16 protein-coding genes and 1 pseudogene are annotated in these 18,524 nt (G+C 69.4%); 9 read left to right on the top strand and 8 right to left on the bottom strand.

The window, feature by feature from the left end:
• Positions 1-66 precede the first annotated feature (66 nt).
• Together def and BM199_RS16795 are read left to right on the top strand one after the other, a co-directional pair.
• On the top strand, positions 67-567 hold the full coding sequence (def, locus tag BM199_RS16800) for a peptide deformylase (RefSeq protein WP_091674162.1): 501 nt from the start codon (positions 67-69) through the stop codon (positions 565-567).
• 251 nt (positions 568-818) lie between these two features.
• Positions 819-4,058 carry a S8 family serine peptidase gene (locus tag BM199_RS16795; protein ID WP_091674161.1) on the top strand — a complete coding sequence of 1,080 codons (3,240 nt, stop codon included), beginning with the start codon at positions 819-821 and terminating at the stop codon, positions 4,056-4,058.
• A 171-nt stretch (positions 4,059-4,229) separates the two neighbouring features.
• Here the strand turns inward: BM199_RS16795 and BM199_RS16790 are convergent, their stop codons facing one another.
• Together BM199_RS16790 and BM199_RS16785 are read right to left on the bottom strand one after the other, a co-directional pair.
• Entirely contained in the window at positions 4,230-4,925 is a 696-nt protein-coding gene (locus BM199_RS16790) for a VOC family protein (protein ID WP_091674160.1), read from the bottom strand.
• A gap of 31 nt (positions 4,926-4,956) precedes the next feature.
• Positions 4,957-6,438: a flavin-containing monooxygenase gene (locus BM199_RS16785; RefSeq protein ID WP_091674159.1), complete on the bottom strand. Its 1,482-nt coding sequence runs from the start codon at positions 6,436-6,438 to the stop codon at positions 4,957-4,959.
• Between the two features lie 80 nt (positions 6,439-6,518).
• Between BM199_RS16785 and BM199_RS16780 the strand changes: the two genes are divergently transcribed.
• Positions 6,519-7,163 (top strand): TetR/AcrR family transcriptional regulator, encoded by a 645-nt coding sequence (locus tag BM199_RS16780; protein WP_091674158.1) that lies wholly within the window; start codon positions 6,519-6,521, stop codon positions 7,161-7,163.
• An 80-nt stretch (positions 7,164-7,243) separates the two neighbouring features.
• Positions 7,244-7,507: a hypothetical protein gene (locus tag BM199_RS16775; RefSeq protein WP_091674157.1), complete on the top strand. Its 264-nt coding sequence runs from the start codon at positions 7,244-7,246 to the stop codon at positions 7,505-7,507.
• A 4-nt stretch (positions 7,508-7,511) separates the two neighbouring features.
• On the opposite strand, the gene BM199_RS16770 is transcribed toward BM199_RS16775, so the two are convergent.
• Entirely contained in the window at positions 7,512-8,291 is a 780-nt protein-coding gene (locus tag BM199_RS16770; protein WP_091674156.1) for a maleylpyruvate isomerase family mycothiol-dependent enzyme, read from the bottom strand.
• Positions 8,292-8,293: 2 nt separating this feature from the next.
• Positions 8,294-8,977: an SAV_6107 family HEPN domain-containing protein gene (locus BM199_RS16765; protein ID WP_245788406.1), complete on the bottom strand. Its 684-nt coding sequence runs from the start codon at positions 8,975-8,977 to the stop codon at positions 8,294-8,296.
• A gap of 118 nt (positions 8,978-9,095) precedes the next feature.
• On the opposite strand from BM199_RS16765, the gene BM199_RS16760 reads away from it, so the two are divergent.
• The 3 genes and pseudogenes from BM199_RS16760 to BM199_RS16750 all read left to right on the top strand — a co-directional run.
• Complete coding sequence (locus tag BM199_RS16760; RefSeq protein WP_091674155.1) at positions 9,096-9,635, top strand: YbaK/EbsC family protein; 540 nt, start codon at positions 9,096-9,098, stop codon at positions 9,633-9,635.
• Positions 9,632-10,195 (top strand): GNAT family N-acetyltransferase, encoded by a 564-nt coding sequence (locus tag BM199_RS16755; protein ID WP_177242647.1) that lies wholly within the window; start codon positions 9,632-9,634, stop codon positions 10,193-10,195. Before BM199_RS16760 ends, BM199_RS16755 begins: the two co-directional genes overlap by 4 nt.
• A gap of 100 nt (positions 10,196-10,295) precedes the next feature.
• A pseudogene (locus tag BM199_RS16750) lies at positions 10,296-10,949 on the top strand (AAA family ATPase); the annotation flags it as partial.
• Here the strand turns inward: BM199_RS16750 and BM199_RS16745 are convergent.
• The 4 genes from BM199_RS16745 to BM199_RS16730 form a co-directional block, all read right to left on the bottom strand.
• On the bottom strand, positions 10,902-11,810 hold the full coding sequence (locus BM199_RS16745; RefSeq protein WP_091674154.1) for a DMT family transporter: 909 nt from the start codon (positions 11,808-11,810) through the stop codon (positions 10,902-10,904). The pseudogene BM199_RS16750 and the gene BM199_RS16745 overlap by 48 nt on opposite strands.
• A gap of 212 nt (positions 11,811-12,022) precedes the next feature.
• Positions 12,023-13,708, bottom strand: coding sequence for a DUF885 domain-containing protein (locus BM199_RS16740; RefSeq protein ID WP_091674153.1), 1,686 nt, complete (start codon positions 13,706-13,708; stop codon positions 12,023-12,025).
• A gap of 86 nt (positions 13,709-13,794) precedes the next feature.
• A complete protein-coding gene (locus tag BM199_RS16735; RefSeq protein ID WP_091674152.1) occupies positions 13,795-14,679 on the bottom strand; it encodes a methylenetetrahydrofolate reductase in 885 nt (294 codons plus the stop codon).
• Positions 14,680-14,798: 119 nt separating this feature from the next.
• Positions 14,799-15,599, bottom strand: coding sequence for a PIG-L family deacetylase (locus BM199_RS16730; RefSeq protein WP_091674151.1), 801 nt, complete (start codon positions 15,597-15,599; stop codon positions 14,799-14,801).
• Positions 15,600-15,918: 319 nt separating this feature from the next.
• Here BM199_RS16730 and BM199_RS16725 point away from each other — a divergent pair, with 319 nt between their 5' ends.
• Together BM199_RS16725 and crtI are read left to right on the top strand one after the other, a co-directional pair.
• Positions 15,919-17,010 (top strand): polyprenyl synthetase family protein, encoded by a 1,092-nt coding sequence (locus BM199_RS16725; RefSeq protein ID WP_091674150.1) that lies wholly within the window; start codon positions 15,919-15,921, stop codon positions 17,008-17,010.
• A 5-nt stretch (positions 17,011-17,015) separates the two neighbouring features.
• Positions 17,016-18,488 carry a phytoene desaturase family protein gene (crtI, locus tag BM199_RS16720; RefSeq protein WP_091674273.1) on the top strand — a complete coding sequence of 491 codons (1,473 nt, stop codon included), beginning with the start codon at positions 17,016-17,018 and terminating at the stop codon, positions 18,486-18,488.
• Positions 18,489-18,524 lie beyond the last annotated feature (36 nt).

Raw genomic sequence — 18,524 nt, 5'->3', positions numbered from 1 at the left:
GCACGCCTGAAGCCGCCGGGAGCCGGATCACTAAGCTGCCCACAACCCGCGGAAAGGATCTTGACCATGGCCCTGCGCGAACTGCGCTACTTCGGCGACCCGGTGCTGAAAACAGTCGCCGACCCGGTGACCCGGTTCGACAAGTCACTGGAGACGCTGGTCCAGGATCTGCTCGACACGGTCGAGCCACAGGGCAGGGCAGGTCTTGCCGCCCCGCAGATCGGTGTGAGCCTGCGCGCGTTCAGCTACGACGTGCACGGCGAGCACGGCTACGTGCTGAACCCGGAGATCGTGGAACTCTCCGAGGAGACCCACGACATCGATGAGGGCTGCCTTTCCGTCCCGGAGTTGTGGTTCCCGACCCGCCGCGCCACCTACGCCGTCGTGCGCGGCGTCGATCTGCGCAACGAGCCGGTCACGGTCGAAGGCGGCGGGGTCATGGCGCAGTGCCTGCAGCACGAGACCGACCACCTCGACGGCATCCTCTACCTCGACCGGCTCGCCGCCGACAGCAAGCGGCAGGCGATGCGTCAGGCACGGCAGAAAGACTGGTTCTGGAACCGCTGACGAGACGTGCCAATAGCACCTCCTCCGGCTTCTGGCAACGGGCAGAAAGTCTGGTCTCGATGTCGAAACAGAACCGGCTATAGCTCGGTTGGACGCTAGCCAATATCCACATCGTCGATAACACTCCGTAACAGTCTGCCGCACGTTCACCTGAACGGGGACGTGCGGCTGGCCGTTGCCTTCGGTGAGCCCTGTCGGGGCGAAGCGGGTTCGCCGAAGTCGCTCACCAACCCGTCGAGGAAGGACGTGGTATGACCCCACGTGGATGGCACCGGCGCGGCCGGGCCGCCTTAGGGATAGCACTCAGCGCGGCGGTAGCCGGCGCAGTGCTCACCAGCCTGCCGGTCACGGCAGCCGCCGACCCGGCCCCGGCTGACGAACCCGGCATCAGCAAGAAGGACGAGGAGCTCATCGCCAAGGCGAAGCAGGGCGGCAAGCGCACCGTCAGCGTCCTGGTGGCGACCGAACCGGGCCAGGCCGCCCGCGGCGCCGACGAGCTCACCCGTGCGGGCGCCAAGGTGGAGTACCGGGCCGATGAGCTCGGTTACGTCCGCGCCGAGGTGCCGGTCGACGACGTCAAGCGGATGGCCGCACTGTCCAGTGTCGACGCGCTCGACGTGGACGACGAAGTGCCGCTGCCCAACCCGCGCCCCGAGGGCCAGGTCGACCCCACCCCGCAGCCGCAACCCGGCGCGGACACCCCGAAGAACAACGCCTACATGCCGACCGGCGAGATCGGCGCGGCGCAGTTCACCGACAAGCACCCGAAGTGGGACGGCCGCGGCACGACCGTCGGCATCATCGACACCGGTGTCGACCTCGGTCACCCTTCGCTGCACACCACGAGCACCGGTGAGCGCAAGATCACCGACTGGGTGACCTACACCGACGGCCGGTTCACGAACGGCGTCAACAACGACGACGACCCGACGTGGGTCAACATGGCCACCGAGGTCGCCGGTGGCGCCTTCAGCGCGGCCGGGCAGGAGTACAACGCCCCCGCGGGTGACTACCGCTTCGGCATCTTCGACGAGCGCGACCCCCGCCTCGGCGGCGAGGTCGGCAGCGATGTCAACCGGGACGGCAACCCGGCGGGCAGCTCCGGCACGTTCGGCGTGCTCTGGGACCCGGCCACCGGCACGGTATGGGTCGACGCGAACCAGAACCAGGACTTCACCGACGACATGGCGATGACCGACTACAAGGTCAAGCACGACGTCGGCACCTTCGGCACGGACGACGAGTCCACGCCGGTGCGCGAGTCCATGCCGTTCGTGGTGCAGACCGACCCGGCGAACAACGTCGTCAACATCGGCATCGTCTCCGGGGCGCACGGTTCGCACGTCGGCGGCATCGTCGCGGGCAACAGCATGTTCGGCGGCGAGATGAGCGGCGCCGCACCCGGCGCGAAGCTGGTGTCGGTGCGGGTCTGCCTTTTCGTCGCGGGCTGCACGAGCCACGCGCTGCTGGAAGGCATGATCTACGCCGCCCGGGACGCGGGCGTCGATGTGATCAACATGTCGATCGGCGGCCTGCCCGCGCTCAACGACGGCAACAACGCCCGCGCGGAGCTCTACGACCGGCTGATCGACACGTACGACGTCCAGATGTTCATCTCGGCGGGCAACTCCGGTTCCGGGGCGAACACGGTCGGCGACCCCTCGGTGGCCGGCAAGGTGCTGAGCGTCGGGTCCTACGTCAGCAAGGCCAGCTGGCAGCGCAACTACGGCTCCGACGCCGCCGCGCGGGACAACATGCACGGCTTCTCCTCGCGCGGGCCGCGTGAGGACGGCGGCTTCAAGCCGAACATCATCGCGCCGGGATCCGCGGTCTCGACGGTGCCGACCTGGCAGGAAGGCGGACCGGTGCCGGGCACCTATGCCCTGCCGCCGGGTTACGCCATGTTCAACGGCACCTCGATGGCCTCCCCGCAGGCCGCCGGTGCGGCGGCACTGCTCGTGAGCGCGGCCAAGGCGCGTGGCGTCGACCACAAGCCGGTGCAGCTGCGCTCGGCGATGAGCAGCACGGCGCGGTTCATTGACGGCTACCAGGCCTACGAGCAGGGCAACGGCCTGATTGACGTCAACAAGGCCTGGAACCTGCTCAAGTCGGGTGTCGACACGGTCGACATCAGCTCGTCGGTGCCGGTGAACACGGCACTGTCCGGTTTCCTCGCCACGCCGGGCGTCGGTGTCGGGATCCACGACCGGGAGGGCGTCAAGGCGGGCGACAGCTTTGTCCGCGAGTACACCTTCACCCGTAACTCCGGTCCGGAGCACCCGGTCACCTACCGGGCCCGCTGGGTGGGCAACGACGGCACGTTCAGCGCGCCGAAGACCATCCAGCTGCGCAAGGGGTACGCCACCAAGTTCCGGGTCACGGTGAACCCGCGCACCAAGGGAGCGCACTCCGCGATCCTGAACCTGGACAGCCCCACGACGAACGGGCTGGACTACCAGACGCTGAACACCGTGATCGCGGCGGAGGACTTCACCGCGGCCAACGGGTACTCACTGCGGCACGGCGGCAAGATCGGTCGCAACGAGACCACGAGCGTCTTCGTCAGGGTCGGGCCGAACACGCCGGCACTGAAGGTGGACATGACCGCCGGCGGCAACACTCCCGGCGCGGGCCAGGTCCGGTTCCTGCGGTTCCACCCCTACGGCGTCGGCGTGGACAGCAACTCCTCGCTGAGCTGCTACAACCCGGTGGTCGTTCCCAACGGGAGCTGTGTGGGCAATCCGACCACCCGCACCGTCAGCAACCCGACCCCAGGTGTGTGGGAGATCGTGGTGGAGGCCCGCAGGACCTCCGACACCGCGTTCGCCCCGTACACGCTGACCACCTCGGTGCTCGGCGCCTCGGTGTCGCCGAACCCGGACACCATCGAGTCGGCGGCGTTGAACTCGCCCGTGGCACGGGAGTACACGCTGAAGAACCAGTTCGGCCCGATCACCGGCCGAGCGACCGGTACGACTCTGGGCAGCGCCAAGGTCGCCACGCCGAGCATCGCTGACGGCGAGCAGCAGCAGTACCAGGTGGACGTGAAGGCCGGTGCGAGCCAGCTGAAGGCGCGAATCGGCAGCACCTCCGACGTCGGCGCGGACCTCGACCTGGCCGTGTTCAACTGCACCAGCGGCAGTTGCAGTCAGGCCGGGCAGAGCGCCGACGGCGACTCCGAGGAGCAGGTCGTCATCAACAACCCGGCGGCGGGCACCTGGATCGTCCTGGTGCAGGGCTACGCGGTTCCCGCGGGCACCACCACGTTCTCCTACCTCGACGTGTTCAGCGGCGAGGCGTTCGGGACGGTCGCGGTGGACGACGCCGACGCGGTGCGCGCCGGTGGTTCCGAGTGGACGGTGAACGGCACCGTGACGGCGAAGACGACGCCGACAGCGGGACGTGTCCTGCTCGGCAACGTCGAGGTGCGGACCGACGAGAACGTGCTCGTCGGTTCCGGTGACGTGATCGTGGAGAACGTCACCGAGTAACGAGGACGCGCCCGGTATCGAATACGGATACGAGCGAACGGGGCTCCGCCGACACGGCGGGGCCCCGTTCGTCGTCCATCGCACTTTCCCGGGAAAGTGCGGGTTGGCGGGCGGCGCGACCTGGGAACGCCTCGCACTTTCCCGGGAAAGTGCGATACCCCGCGCGCACACCTACCGCTTTTTCGCGGGAAAGTGCGAGTCCGGGTCGTCTCCGGAGTGGAGCAGGACGATCTCGTTGCCCTCCGGATCCGCCGAAGCATGCTCGCCATCGCCGGGAAGCAGGACCGGACGCACACGGTTGCGCCCCTGTCGTGCGTCGGCGGTGTCCCGGACGAACTCCAGCCACGGCCCGCGTCCGCCCGGCGCGCGGAGTCCGGCGTAGTCCGATGCCGTGTGCCCGACGGTCCATCCGGTTGCGGTGGCCCAGTAACGCGCGAGCGCGGGGGGATCCCGACTGTCGATCACGAGCGCGGCGAGCGCGCCGCTGCCGTGGTAGTCCGCACGCGGCTCCAGCACACAGAACTCGGTACCCCACGGATCCGCCAGCACGACCCAGGGCAGTTCCGCGTCCCCCTGACCGATGTCGGCGGACCGGGCCCCCAGCTTGCGCGCCCATGCCACGAGGGCGGTCTGGTGCTCCGGTGACCCACTCGCGAGATCCAGGTGCAGCCGGTTCTTTCGACGCTTCGCCGCGTTCTCCTTCAGGAACACCAGATCCCAGGGGCAGCCGTCCGACACCGGCGGCCGGACCACCCCCATGCCGCTGTCGGCGCCCACCGTGGTCCAGTCGAGCAGTGAGGCCCAGAACGCAGCCGCGTCTGGCGGGTCGGGAACGTCGATCTCCAACTGGGCGAACCGGCCAGGCATGGGCAGACCCTACTGTTCGTTGATGCGGGCCCTAGGCATAGGTGTAGTCCTCGAGCGGGAAGCGGGCCGCCTCGCGGTGCGCGTTGATCGTCGAGGTCGGGCGAAGCAGCGTGGCCTCGCCGTGCTGGTTGAAGTAGTAGCTGTTCGCGGTGGCGCACTGGCCGAGCGAGAAGACCGAGTTGCCCACCTTCTCCGTCATCCGGTCGAGGAACTGGTCGTTCGCTTCCTGGGTGACCTCGAAAACGTGCGCGCCGCGCCTGCGCATCGCGGTGAACAGCCGGTCCATGTGCTTCATCTGGCACTCGATCGTGGTGAAGTACGACAAACCGCTGTAGGAGTAGGGGCTGTTCAGCGACAACAGGTTCGGGAAACCGGGAACGGTCACCCCCTCGTAGGCCTGGAAGCGGTTGTCCCGCCACCACTTTCCGAGGTCCTTCCCGTCCCGGCCGATGATCTCGATGGCCGGGAAGTTGACGTCCCACAGATTGAAGCCGGTGGCCAGCAGTAGCACATCGATCTCGGTGCGGTTGCCGTCGACGGTGACGACACCGTGCTCGTCGATGCGCTCAATGCTCGACGTCTCGAGGTGGACGTGCGGCTGGATGAACGTCGGAAAGTAGTCGTTGGAGAACGTGGGCCGCTTACAGCCGAACGAGTAGTCGGGCGTGAGTTCGCGGCGCAGTTCGGGGTCGCGCACCTGGCGGAACAGGTGTGCCCGGCACCATCGCTCGGCGATACGGTTCGCGATCCTGAGTTCCTTGTAGTGCACCACCCCGGAGATCATCATCAGCTCGAGGATGGAGTTGCCGATCTGGCGCACGGCCTGCTGGACCGGCGGCAGCGTCGCGAACAGTCGCTGCAACGCCTTCGGGATGCGGTAGTCGGGCTTGGGACTGACCCAGATCGGAGTCCGCTGGTAGACCGTCAGCTCCGAGACGACCTTGGCCACCTCCGGAATCAACTGCACGGCGGTGGCGCCGGTGCCGATGATCGCCGCGCGCTGACCTGTCAGGTCGTAGTCGTCGTCCCAGGCGGTGGTGTGGATGATCTTGCCGCGGAAGCTGTCGATGCCGTCGATGTCGGGCGTCTTCGGCTGCGACAGGAAGCCGGTCGCGGTGAGCAGGTACGTCGCCGTGACGCGGTTCCCACCCTGGATGGCGACCTGCCAGTGCGATTCGTTCTCGTTCCAGGTCGCACCGGTGACCACCGTCCCGAAGCGGATCGAACCGCGCAGGCCGTACTTCTCGGCCACGTGCTCCGCGTAGCGCTTCAGCTCCGCACCTGGCGCGAACAGCCGCGACCAGTACGGGTTCGGCTCGAAGGAATAGGAGTACGTCGACGACGGGATGTCCACGGCCAGACCCGGGTACCGGTTCACGTGCCAGGTGCCGCCGAGGTCGTCCTCGCGTTCGAGGATGAGCAGGTTGTCGTAGCCGAGCCGGTTGAGCTGGATCGCCGCACCCAGACCGCCGAACCCGGCGCCGACGATCACCGCGTCGTACTGCGTGGCCATGCGCACCCTCTCCTGCGGAATTGTATATCAGTATCGGAACGGTATGTCAGGTATCGGCCCTTGGCAATAAACTGCGGTCCATGACCTCCAGTGCCCGACCACTCAGCCGCGCCGAACGGAAGAAGCAGGAGCTGCGCCGCGAAATCATCGACGCGGCATTCGAGTGCTTCGCCGAACGCGGTTATCACGCCACCGGCATCGCCGACATCGCCGCGCGCCTGGGCATCGGACACGGCACCTTCTACCGCTACTTCGAGAACAAGCGGGACATCGTCGACCACGTCATCGACGACCTGGTCGCGCGGATCAGCACCGCGCTCACCGCAGAGAACGCCCCCGATGCCGTGTCGACCCTCGAGGACTACCGTGAACAGACCGCGCGGATCGGCGAATCACTCGCCCGTATCTTCGGCGAAGATCCCCGTGTCCCCCGGCTGCTGCTGGTCGAAGCCGCCGGGATCGACAAGGCCATGGCCGAACGCGTCCTCGACTTCTTCGATCTGGCCGGGACACTCACCGCCGCCTACCTGGCGCACGGCGTCGAACTCGGCTACCTACGCGCCGACCTCGATGTCCACAACACTGCCCGCGCCATCACCGGAATGATCATGGCTGCGGCGCTCTCCTCGCTCCGGCGGCCCGAGCCCGCGCACCAACGCCAACTCAGCGAAGCGATACGCCGCGTGATGTACGACGGAATCGCGGCACACGACACCCCCGGGTAGGTTTTTCCCGTGCTCATCGAACTGGCCGTCGGCGATGCCCACGGCGCGGGATTCGAATACACGGCGGCTCGAGAGGCTGGATGAGCGTCCGCGCGGCGCTCTCCGTGCTGGCGAACGGTTCCGGTCTCCGGGAAATGCTGCGGGCCAGCATCGCCTACACCGGCGACGTCGACACGGTCGCCACGATCGCCCTCGGTGCGGCCTCGCGGTCGACCCAGCTGACCGCCGATCTGCCCGCGGTCCTGGTGGACGAACTGGAGCAGGGGCCGTACGGGCGTGACTACCTGAACAACCTGGACAACCGCCTGCTCGCCTGGGCAGGCGCCCGCGCAACCCGGTCGTGACGGGTCACCGGGTGGCCAGCCGCAGCAGCGCCCACAGCTGCCCCGCCGCGTCATAGTCACCGTCCACACTGTCCAGCGACCACGGACCCGCTCGGCCCCACAACCACAGATAGACCTGTCCGGGCCTGCCGCTGACAACGACGTCCGCGTTCTCCGTCTCCCCTTCCGCGCAGCGCCAGGCGACGGTCTCGGTGGGACCGGCACGCGCGATCCAGCTGTGCCCGCCGGTGCGCACAGCCACCGACCCGACGCGGGTACCGGTCATCCCGAGCATCGGTAGCCGCTGCCCGAACCACAGGGAGAGCGCCTCGTCCACCCCGTCGATCGCGACGTCCTCCGGAATGTCGTCCGAGGTCTCCGCGAAGGGGGTCGCCGCGGCCCACTGCAGATCGATCCGGTGCACGGTGGTCTCGTGTGCCATCCGCCTGCGCCAGAAACCGTAGGTGGGATCGGCGGGCCACCAGGTCGCGGCCCGCTCGGCGGGATCGTGCCGCTCCAACTCGGCTCGCAGCGCCGCCAACCCCTCCCGCAGGTACTCCTCCACCGACTGGCCCCGCCCCGGCTCCCGCTGCCATCGCCGGGGCCGCGCTCCCTGCGCCAGCCAGGCGAGCGTGGCCCGGTAGACGCTGCCGACGTGCCGGGTGAGTTCCCGTGCCGTCCAGCCGGGGCAGGTGGGCACGGGCGTGCTCTCGGGAGTCCGGTGGGCGAGATCGGCAAGCCGCTCGCCCTCGGTGCCGAGCACCTCGAGCAGCCTCCCGTGCTCGATCACTGACTGACCTGACATGGCTAGCCCCGCGTTCGCCTTCGGGCGGGCGCCGCGCAGGGGTCGGCCCTGACCTGCTCGGCGGCCCCCTCCTCCGGCATGGGGTGGACCGCGCGCCGCGCCAGTTCGAGGAACTGCCTGCTGCGCTGCACCAGTTCGTCGGCCAGGTCTTCGGTGACCCTGCGGGTGATTCCCGCCTGCGCGGCCGCCTGCGTGGCGGAGTTGGCGGCGAAGTAGGTGGCCCACTCGCCGAGTTCGGGCGCCTCGGTCTCCAGCAGCACCCAGACACTGGCCGGCCTGGCCCTGCCGCGGTGCGGGCGCCCCCTGGCCGCGAGCACCGCGGCAGCTGCGCGCAGGGCGGACAGGTACGAGGAGATGAACCGGTGGACCGGATCGGTCTCGCCGACGGCCTCGGCAAGACCACGCTGCGCCTGGGTCAGCAGGGACACCGCCGCGGGCGAGGCAGGCGGCTGCCATGTCATCGGCAGCGCCGGTTGCACCGCACGCGCGGAGCGCCCGGCGCGGCTGGAGCGCCCGGAATGACTGAACTGCCCACGGGCCGCTATCCCGACGGACATGGCGACCACCTCCTGTTCGGCCTGCGCACCCTCGGCGGGATGCGCGGCGAACACCCGGCCGGTGAAGGCGCCCGGGGCAGAGGCGCTTCCCCCGCCCCTGCTCCGGGCGCCCGACCAGCGAGCGCTCACCGGACGTCGAACGTATGTTCGAACATGGCCAGACTAACCCGGGACCGCCCAGGACTCAACCCCGCGTCCGTGCGACGCACGTCGCACCCCTACCGGGGTCCGTGGTCTCATAAACGACATGAGCACGCTCGACCATCCCGCCGTCGCGAAGGTCTCCGCCGCCCTGGCCGAGGCGGGTCAGCACGCGGCGGCAGAGGGAATCCGGATCCTCCCTGCCGAGGTCCGCACCGCGGCACAGGCCGCGGCGGCACTGGGCGTCGAACCCGGTGCCATCGCCAACAGCCTGGTGTTCCGGGCCGACGGTCCGGGAGGCGAGTTCCCGCTGCTCGCGCTGACCTCCGGCGCCCACCGTGCCGACACCGGCATACTCGCCCAGCTGACCGGGGCCGAGACGGTCGGCAAGGCCGACCCCGCGTTCGTGAAGCTCCACACGGGTCAGGTGATCGGCGGTGTCGCCCCTGTCGGACACCCGCACCCGCTCAGGACCCTCGTCGACACCGCGCTCGAGCAGTACGACGTCGTATGGGCCGCCGCCGGGCACGCCAAGTCGGTCTTCCCGACCACCTACCGGGCGCTGCTGGACCTCACCGGTGGCACCGCCGCCGACGTCGCGCACACCCCGGTTCCCGACACGGACACGGACGGTGTGCCACGGTGACCGCGATGCCGTCCGAACGCACCCGGCTTGTCGAACTCTCGTCCGAGGACTTCCGGGCACGGCTGCGTGAGGCGCTGGGCCTCTACGTCGCCGCGATGAACTACCCCCCTGGCACCGCCGAGCAGCGGGCGCCGATGTGGCTGACGCACGCGCTGCGCGAGGGCTGGCGCTGCGTCGCCGCCCTGGACGGTACGGGCAGGATGACCGGTATCGCCTACGGCTACCGGGGCAGTCCCGGCCAGTGGTGGCACGAACAGGTGCGACGTGGCCTCGCGGAGGCGGGCGACGTCGACGCCAGCCGCTGGCTGGAGGACTACTACGAGCTCACCGAGATCCACGTGCATCCGGAGAACCAGGCGCGGGGTATCGGCGAGGACCTGCTGCGCATGCTGATGGACGGCGTGCCGCACCGGCACGTCCTGTTGTCCACCCCGGAGGGCCCGACCAGGGCCTGGAAGCTGTATCGCAGGCTCGGTTTCACCGACGTCCTGCGGAACTACCACTTCGTCGGGGACCCGCGCCCGTTCGCGATTCTCGGCCGCACACTGCCGCTCGACTGACCGGTCGGCGCGCAGTGGAGTGATCCGCGCCGGATGCGGAACGTTGACGGTGCTGTCCTTCGTTGGTCGCTGCATGACTGGCACAGAGACCACCCCGTTCGATCCGATGTTCACCGGCAGGCTGGCGCTGCGGATCGAGCCCCGCTCACTGCTGGTGGTCGGTGGCCTCCCCGGGGCAGGCAAGAGCACGTTGTTGCGGGGTATGGAGGCCGGTGTGCCCGTCACCGTCCTCGATGCCGACCAGGTCCGGGCCTGGCTGCGGAACCTGCTGCCCGCCGCGACGCCGTACTCCTGGTACCGCCCGCTCGTGCACCTGCTGCAACTGGCCCGGCTGGTGACCATGGCGGCCGGCGCCTCACGGCCACTCGTCGTCCACGACCCGATCACCGGGCAGGTGTCCAGGGCAGCCTTCGTCGTGCTCGGTGTACTCACCCGTCGCACCCGCCATCTGCTCTGGCTCGACTGCAGCGTGGACGCCGCACTGGCCGGTCAGCGCGCCAGGGGCAGGGTTTTGCTGGGCTGGTCCTTCACCCGCCACGCCCGCAACGCGCCCCGGCTTCGCGGGCAACTGGCAAGCGGCACACCGCACGGCTGGCACAGCGGCACCGTCATCGACAGGGTGGCTGCCCGCCGTGGTCTCCGGCTCGAGGTCGGCGAAGGCGTACCGGGAACCGGAGACCACGAGGTGCCTATGACGAACACGCTGTCAGTGCTGCGGCCGCCAGTAGCTCACCGCGAGGGCGAGCACCAGTAGCGCCGCGCCGCACCAGCCGGTCGCGCCGAGCCGCTCGTCGAGCAGCACCGCGGCCAGCAGGGCGGCGGTCAGCGGCTCCAGCAGGGCGGCCAGCGCGGCGAGCACCGGGTGGGCGCCGCGCAGCCCCCGGAAGTACGCCGCGTAGGCCAGGGCCGTCGGAACCGCACCGAGGTAGAGCGCCAGCGTCACCACTTCGAGGTCGACCGGCAGCCGCATACCGAGCCACAGCGCGAAGGGCAGCAACAGCAGCCCGCCGGTAAGACAGCCGAAGGCCGTCGTGCGCAGCGGGTCCAGCCCGGCCACCGCATGCCGGGTGAGCAGTGTCAGTGCGGCGAACCCGCCGCCTGCCAGCAGTGCGAACACCAGCCCGGCAAGCAGTTGCGCACGATCACCGGCGCCACCGGGTGACCAGGTGAGCAACACCAGGCCGAGCAGCGCGGCGAGCAGGGACACGATGGCCGAGTTCGCCGGCCTGCGCCGCTCGGTCAGCGCCGTCGCGACGGCGACGAACACCGGCACGCTGCCGATGGTGACCATGGTCGCGACACTCACGGAGGTCAGGATCACGCCGATGAAGTAGCTGGCCTGGAAGACGGCGAGCAGTGCACCGGCGAGGAGGATCCGGCGCACGGCCTCCGAAGTGCGGACCAGCCCGCGCAGCCCGCCGGTCGCGGCCAGCAGCAGCACGGTCAGGGCACCGCCGAGCAGGAGGCGATAGGTGGCGATCGACAACGGATGCAGGCCGCCACGGGCGGCGAGCAGGGACCCGGCGAGACCACCGGTGCCCCACAGCACCCCGGCGGCCAGCAGCATTCCCGCGGACCTGGCCTCGGGGCGTGCGGATACAACGACAGCAGACATGAATGAACGCTCCAGCGTCGAAGGAGGAAAGGGGGACGACGACGCGGGGCGTCCGCGCTGAAGGATCACCGAGAAACCGTGCGGCACAGATGCCGCACGGCAGACTCACACAGCTACGCCCCGCTCAGGAGCGTGGCGGTGGTGTGGAACGAAAAACTCGGTGCATAGTCCTGCACTCTACCTACGATCACGCACGCGGAACGTGAGGGCGATCAGTAGAGCTCGGCGAGTTGCTCCCGCAACGTGTCCAGGCCCATCCCACCCAGCCGCAGTGCCCTGGTGTGGAAGTCCTTGAGATCAAAGGCAGCTCCGGCCCTGCTCCTGACCTCGTCACGGGCCGCCAGCCACATCCGCTCGCCGAGCTTGTAGGCCGGGGCCTGCCCCGGCCAGCCGAGGTAACGGTCGATCTCGTCGCGCACGTGGTCGGCGTCGGTGATGGTCCTGGTCAGCATGAACTCCAGACCGAGTTCCGGTGTCCACCGCTCACCCTCGTGGAACCCGGTTCCCTCCGGGATCTCCAGCTCCAGATGCATACCGATGTCCACGACCACCCGCGCCGCACGGAAGAGATGCGCGTCCAGCATGCCGAGGAGATTGCCGTCGTCGCCGAGGTAGCCGAGGTCCTGCATGAGCCGCTCGGCGTAGAGGGCCCAGCCCTCAGCATGCCCCGAGGTGAAGGCCATCAGGCGCTGGAACTTGTTCAACGTGTCCGCCTGGTGCACCGCCGTCGCGATCTGCAGGTGATGACCGGGAACACCCTCGTGGTAGACGGTGCTGACCTCCCGCCAGGTGGAGAACTCCTCCTTGTCGGCGGGGACGGACCACCACATCCGGCCGGGCCGGGAGAAGTCCTCGTTCGGCCCGGTGTAGTAGGCGCCGACGCCACCGCCGGGCGGGGCTACCTTGCATTCCAGTGCCATCAGGTCGTCGGGAATGTCGAAATGCGTCCCCCGCAGCGACTTCAACGCGTCGTCGGAGAGATTTTGCATCCACTGCTCGAGACCTTGCTTGCCATGGACGCTGTAGCGGTCGTCGGCGTCCAGCGCCGCGGCGGCCTCGGCGAGGGTCGCCCCCGGCTTGATCCGCTCGGCGACCTCCTGTGCCTCACGCTCCACCCTGGCGAACTCGGCCCAGCCCCACTCGTACGCCTCCCGCAGGTCGAAGGCCGCGCCGGTGAAATAGCGGGACCACAGCCGGTAGACGTCCTCGCCGACGGCGTCCTTCGTCGGTGCGAGCGGCGCGAGTTCGGCCCGGAGGAACCCGGCGAGTTCGGCGTAGGCCTCCTGCGCGGCGCGTGCGCCCTCACGCAGTTCGGCGCGCAGCGATTCCGGCACGTTCGCGTCCGCGCCGGAGACGAGAGTGTCGAAGTAGCCGGTCATTCCGTGCAGACCCGCCCAGGTCTCTGCCTGTTCGGCGACCTTGCTGACCTGCCGCAGCGCGGGGGCGGTACCGGCCCTTGTCGCGGCGAGCAGGGAGGCGCGCACCCCGTCCAGCGCGTCGGGCACCTTGGCCAGCCGAGCGGCGAGGGTGCCCCACTGCTCGGTGGTGTCCAGCGGCATCAGGTCGAACACCATGCGGATGTCCTGCACGGGACCGGAGGTCACGTTGAGCGAACCGATGTCCAGTCCGGCCTCGTGGATCTCGACATCGAGCCCGACACGCTCGGCGAACACCGCCTTCGCCGCGCGCTCCCCCGCATCGCGCGGTTCGACCGCCTCGATCGCACCGAGGGCGCGCTTGGCCAGCGCTGCCCGTGCGGCGTATCCCTCCGGCGAGTAGTCGGTGAGCTGATCGTCATAGCCCGCGACACCCATCACCGTCGCCGAGACGGGATCTGCCGCCGCGAAGTCGTCGACGAACTGGTCGCAAATGTTGTGTACGCCCTCGGTAGAAGCCATATCGGCACGCTACCGCCCACGGTGACCGGGCGCCTCCGTCTTCGTGTCTGTCGGCAAACGCGCGTCACGATCGACTCGGCGCCCGCTCAGGCACGTGCGGGCACGAGCCCCAGCCTGCTCACCAGTTCCCTGGTCGCCTTCGATCGGTTGAACGTGTAGAAGTGCAGATCCGGGACGCCCTCGGCGATCAGTCGCTCGCACAGTTCCGTCACCGCGTCGAGCCCCTCGGCGCGGAACGCCTTCGGGTCGTCGGAGAGCGGCTCCAGCCGGTTCAGCAGCGAGGAGGGGGCGCTGGCCCCGGACAGCTCGATCGTCTTGCGCAGCGTGCGCGGAGTCGTCAGCGGCATGATCCCGGGGATCAGCAGCGCCTCGCATCCGGCTGCGGCGACCCGGTCACGCAGGCGCAGGAAGTCCTCCGGCTGGAAGAAGAGCTGCGCGATCGCGAAGTCCGCACCCGCACGGAACTTGCGGACCAGGTGCAGCGTGTCGGTGTCCAGGTCGGCCGATCGCGGGTGCCCATAGGGAAAGGCCGACACACCAACGCAGAAGTCGCCGAGCGAGCGCACCAGCGTGACCAGTTCCTCGGCATAGTTCAGGCCGTTCGGATGCGGCACCCACTCCCCGTAGGGATCTCCCGGCGGATCGCCGCGCAGCGCGAGGATGTTGCGCACTCCGACAGCGGCGTACGAGCCGATGACGTGGCGCAACTCGGCCACGGAATGGCCGACCGCGGTGAGGTGGGCCATGGGCACCAGCGTCGTCTCCGTCGCGACCCTGGCGATGCTGCGGATGGTGCCGTCCCTGCTGGACCCGCCCGCGCCGTAGGTGATCGACATGTACGCCGGGTCGAACGATTCCAGCTCGCGGATCGACCGCCACAGGATCGCTTCGTCGGCGGCGTCCCGGGGCGGGAAGAACTCGACCGAGAACACGGTCGCGTCTCCCCGCAACCGTTCCACCACCGTTGTCATGTCGCTCATCGTAGTCGGCGGTCCGCGGGCTGGGACACCTCTCTCAGCACGTGAGAGGTGAGCTCGCGATCACAGTGGCCTATGCAGATGAGCCCCGTCGACCGAGTTGTGCACAACCCTCACAGACCGGCCAGCAGATCGGTCTCGGTGATCCCAGGGCCCTGCCCCGCCCTGATGAACCACTCCGTACCGAAAGCCTCGACGAACGCGTCGTCGGGCATCGCGAGGAAGAACGACTGCTCGCTGATCTGACTTGCGTGAGCGCGCATGGCCGCGCGCTTGTGCTCGATGAACTCCCGGACGTCCACCGCCGCCGTGAGTTCGGCCTCGGGCTTGCCGAACTCCTGTTGCTCGGCCTCGTCCATGTCGGGCAGTTCGATACCGGCAGCCGCCGCCGACTTCGCGAATTCGGCCATCCCGGCCAGCATCTTGTCGCGGTTCATCGTGCCCTGGTACACCCGCGGGGTTCCGGCGATCTCGGCGGCGCGCATGCCCACGCGATGGACCTGGATGTGGTCGGGATGCCCGTAACCGCCGTTGTCGTCGTAGCAGGTCAACACGTCCGCCTGCTCCTCGCGCAGGATCGCGGCCAGCTGCTGTGCCGCCTCCTCCACGGAAGCTGTCCAGAACGAGCCCGGCGCATCGTTGGTGGGCTCGCCCATCATCCCGGAGTCCACGTATCCCAGGAACTCCACCCGCTTGGCGCCCAGGATCTCCGCTGCCGCATGGGTTTCCGCGACCCGGCGCTGCCACAGCTCCTCGCCCTCGCCGAGAAACCCTTCGTCCACCTCTCCCTTCTCACCACGGGTCGCGACGACGAGCACCACCCGGTGACCGTCTTCGAACGCCTTGCGCATGACACCGCCGCAGCCGATGCACTCGTCGTCGGGATGGGCGTGGAACGTGACCAGGGTTGCCATGCCATCGAACTTACGCGAACTCACCGACAGAATCCGGCGCCCGGCACTTTCCCGCAAAAGTGCGCAGCGGTACGCGGCCCGACCTGGGAACGCCTCGCACTTTCCCGGGAAAGTGCGAGGCCGGCAACTCCCGGCCCCAGGTCACGGGCTTGCCCTGTCGCACTTTCCCGGGAAAGTGCGATGTGTGCGTGCGCAACTACCGCACTTTCCCGGGAAAGTGCGGTAGTTCCGGTGACGTTTCCACGGTTCCGGTGACGTTTCCGCCACACCTTGCCACCCCGAGATCGCATCCCGGCAGCGCAACCGTGACGATAGGGACATGACTGTGCCGGACTACGACGCCGATCTGCCCGTTCACGTCGAGCGGGTCCTCGCCGACTTCGTGCGCGAGGCCGGTGCGGCGATCCGGGACACCGAACCGGCTTTCGAACCCGGTCTCGACGCCCTGTCGGCCTTCGTCCTCGGCGGCGGGAAGCGCCTGCGCCCGACGTTCGCGTGGTGGGCGTGGCGCGGCGCAGGCGGCGATCCGGCCGGGCCGCATGCCGAGGGGGTGCTGCAGGCCGTCGCCAGCCTGGAGCTGATCCAGGCGTGCGCGCTGATCCACGACGACGTGATGGACTCGTCGGACTCCCGCCGTGGTTCCCCGACCGTCCACATGGCCTTCGCCAAACGGCATGCCGATGCGGGACTGCTCGGCTCGGCGGCCACTTTCGGGCTGTCCGCCGCGATCCTGATCGGTGACCTCGCGCTGGCCTGGGCCGAGGACATGTTCGCCGGTGCGGCGCTGCCCGCCGAGACACTCGCCGCCGCCCGCCCCGCGTGGCGGGCGATGCGCACCGAGGTAATGGCCGGGCAGTATCTCGACGTGCACACCCAGGCCGTCGGTGACACCTCCATCGAGGCGGCGCTGCGCATCGACAAGCTCAAAACCGCCGCCTACACCGTGCAGCGACCGCTGCATCTGGGTGCGGCACTCGCCGGGGCCGACGACCGCACGATCCGCACACTGCTGGACCTCGGCGGGGACCTCGGTATCGCCTTCCAGCTGCGCGACGACCTGCTCGGTGTGTTCGGCGACCCCTCGGTCACCGGCAAACCAGCCGGCGACGACCTCCGTGAGGGCAAACGCACCCTGTTGCTCGCGCTCGCGTTGCGCGGCGCACGCGAACAGAACCGCGACGCCGAGGGCAGGCTCATCGCAGCGGCCATCGGCAACGCCGCGCTGACCGAGTCCGACGTGGACGATGTCCGGCAGGCACTCGTCGACGTCGGCGCCGTCGACGCGGTCGAACGCCGGATCACCGAGCTCACCGCGACGGCACTGGCCACCCTGGACCGCGCCGCACTCGCCGAACCCGCCGCGGCCCGGCTCGGCGAACTCGCCGCGAGAGCCACCCAGAGGAACTACTGATCATGGTGCGGACCGTCACGGGACGAACCGACCACGTCGTGGTGATCGGGGCGGGCCTCGCGGGGCTGTCGGCCACCCTGCACCTGCTCGGGGCGGGCAGGCAGGTGACGCTGCTGGAACGAGACCCGCACCCCGGCGGCCGGGTCGCGCAGCGCGACGGCACCGGATACTCGGTGGACACCGGCGCCAGCGTCCTGACCATGCCCGAACTGCTCGACGAGGCTTTCGCGGCGGTCGGTGAGAAAACCCCGGACCGGCTCCGGCTGACCCGGCTCGACCCGGCATACCGGGCCCACTTCGCCGACGGCAGCACCATTCGCCTGCATACGGGTGCGGACGAGATGGAGGCCGAGATCCGGACGGTCGCCGGTGCGCGGGAAGCCGAGGGCTACCGGGAGTTGCGGCGCTGGCTGACCGCGCTCTACACCGCTCAGCGGGACCACTTCATCGGCGCCAACTTCGACTCACCGCTCGACCTCGCGCGGCCCGAACTGGCGAAACTGGCGGCGCTGGGCGGGTTCGGCAGACTCGGGCCGCGCATCGGCCGCTTCCTGCGGGACGACCGGCTGCGCAGGCTGTTCTCCTTCCAGTCCCTGTATGCCGGACTCGATCCGATGCGGGCGATCGGCGCGTACGGGGTGATCTCCTACATGGACACCGTCGGGGGTGTCTACTACCCGATGGGCGGTATGGGCGCGATCGCGCGGGCGATGGTGGCCGCGGCGGAGGCGGCAGGGGCACAGGTTCGCCTCGGCACGCAGGCCGCGTGGCTGGAGCGCGTCTCGTCCCGCGTGCGGGCCGTGCGCACGGCGGCGGGGGAACGCATCGAGTGCGACGCCGTGGTCCTGGCCACCGAACTCGCCACCGCGCGGCACCTGCTCGGCATCTCCGCCCGCAGGGCGCTCCCGCTGCGGTACTCCCCCTCCGCCGTCGTGCTGCACGGGAGCGCGGCGCACACGTGGCCGGAGCTGGACCACCACACGATCTTCTTCGGCGGGGCCTGGCGCAGGACCTTCGCCGAGATCATCCGGAACGGCACCCTGATGAGCGATCCGTCGTTGCTGGTCACCAGGCCCACCGCCACCGACCCCGGTCGCGGCGGGAACGGCCGCCAGTCCATCTCCGTGCTGGCCCCCGCGCCGAACCTTCAGGTGGGCCGGATCGACTGGCCAAGGGTGGGCCCCCGCTACCGGGACGAACTGCTCGGCACCCTCACCGCACGCGGGCTGACCGGTTTCGACTCGGACCTAGACGTGGACGAGGTCGTCACCCCCACTGACTGGGCCGAACGCGGCCTCAGCGCCGGAACCCCGTTCTCGCTGGCGCACACGTTCGCCCAGACCGGCCCGTTCCGGCCACGCAACCTGGTGCGCGGTGTCGAGAACGCGGTACTCGCCGGATGCGGCACCACCCCAGGGGTCGGCATCCCGCCGGTGCTCATCTCCGGCAGGCTCGCGGCGGCTCGCGTCACCGGTTGAACAGCGCACCGGATATGCCGAGCCGAAACACCGGAC

The sequence above is a fragment of the Amycolatopsis marina genome, from assembly GCF_900111885.1.
Classification (GTDB): domain Bacteria; phylum Actinomycetota; class Actinomycetes; order Mycobacteriales; family Pseudonocardiaceae; genus Amycolatopsis; species Amycolatopsis marina.
This window is presented reverse-complemented; position numbering and strand designations above follow the sequence as displayed.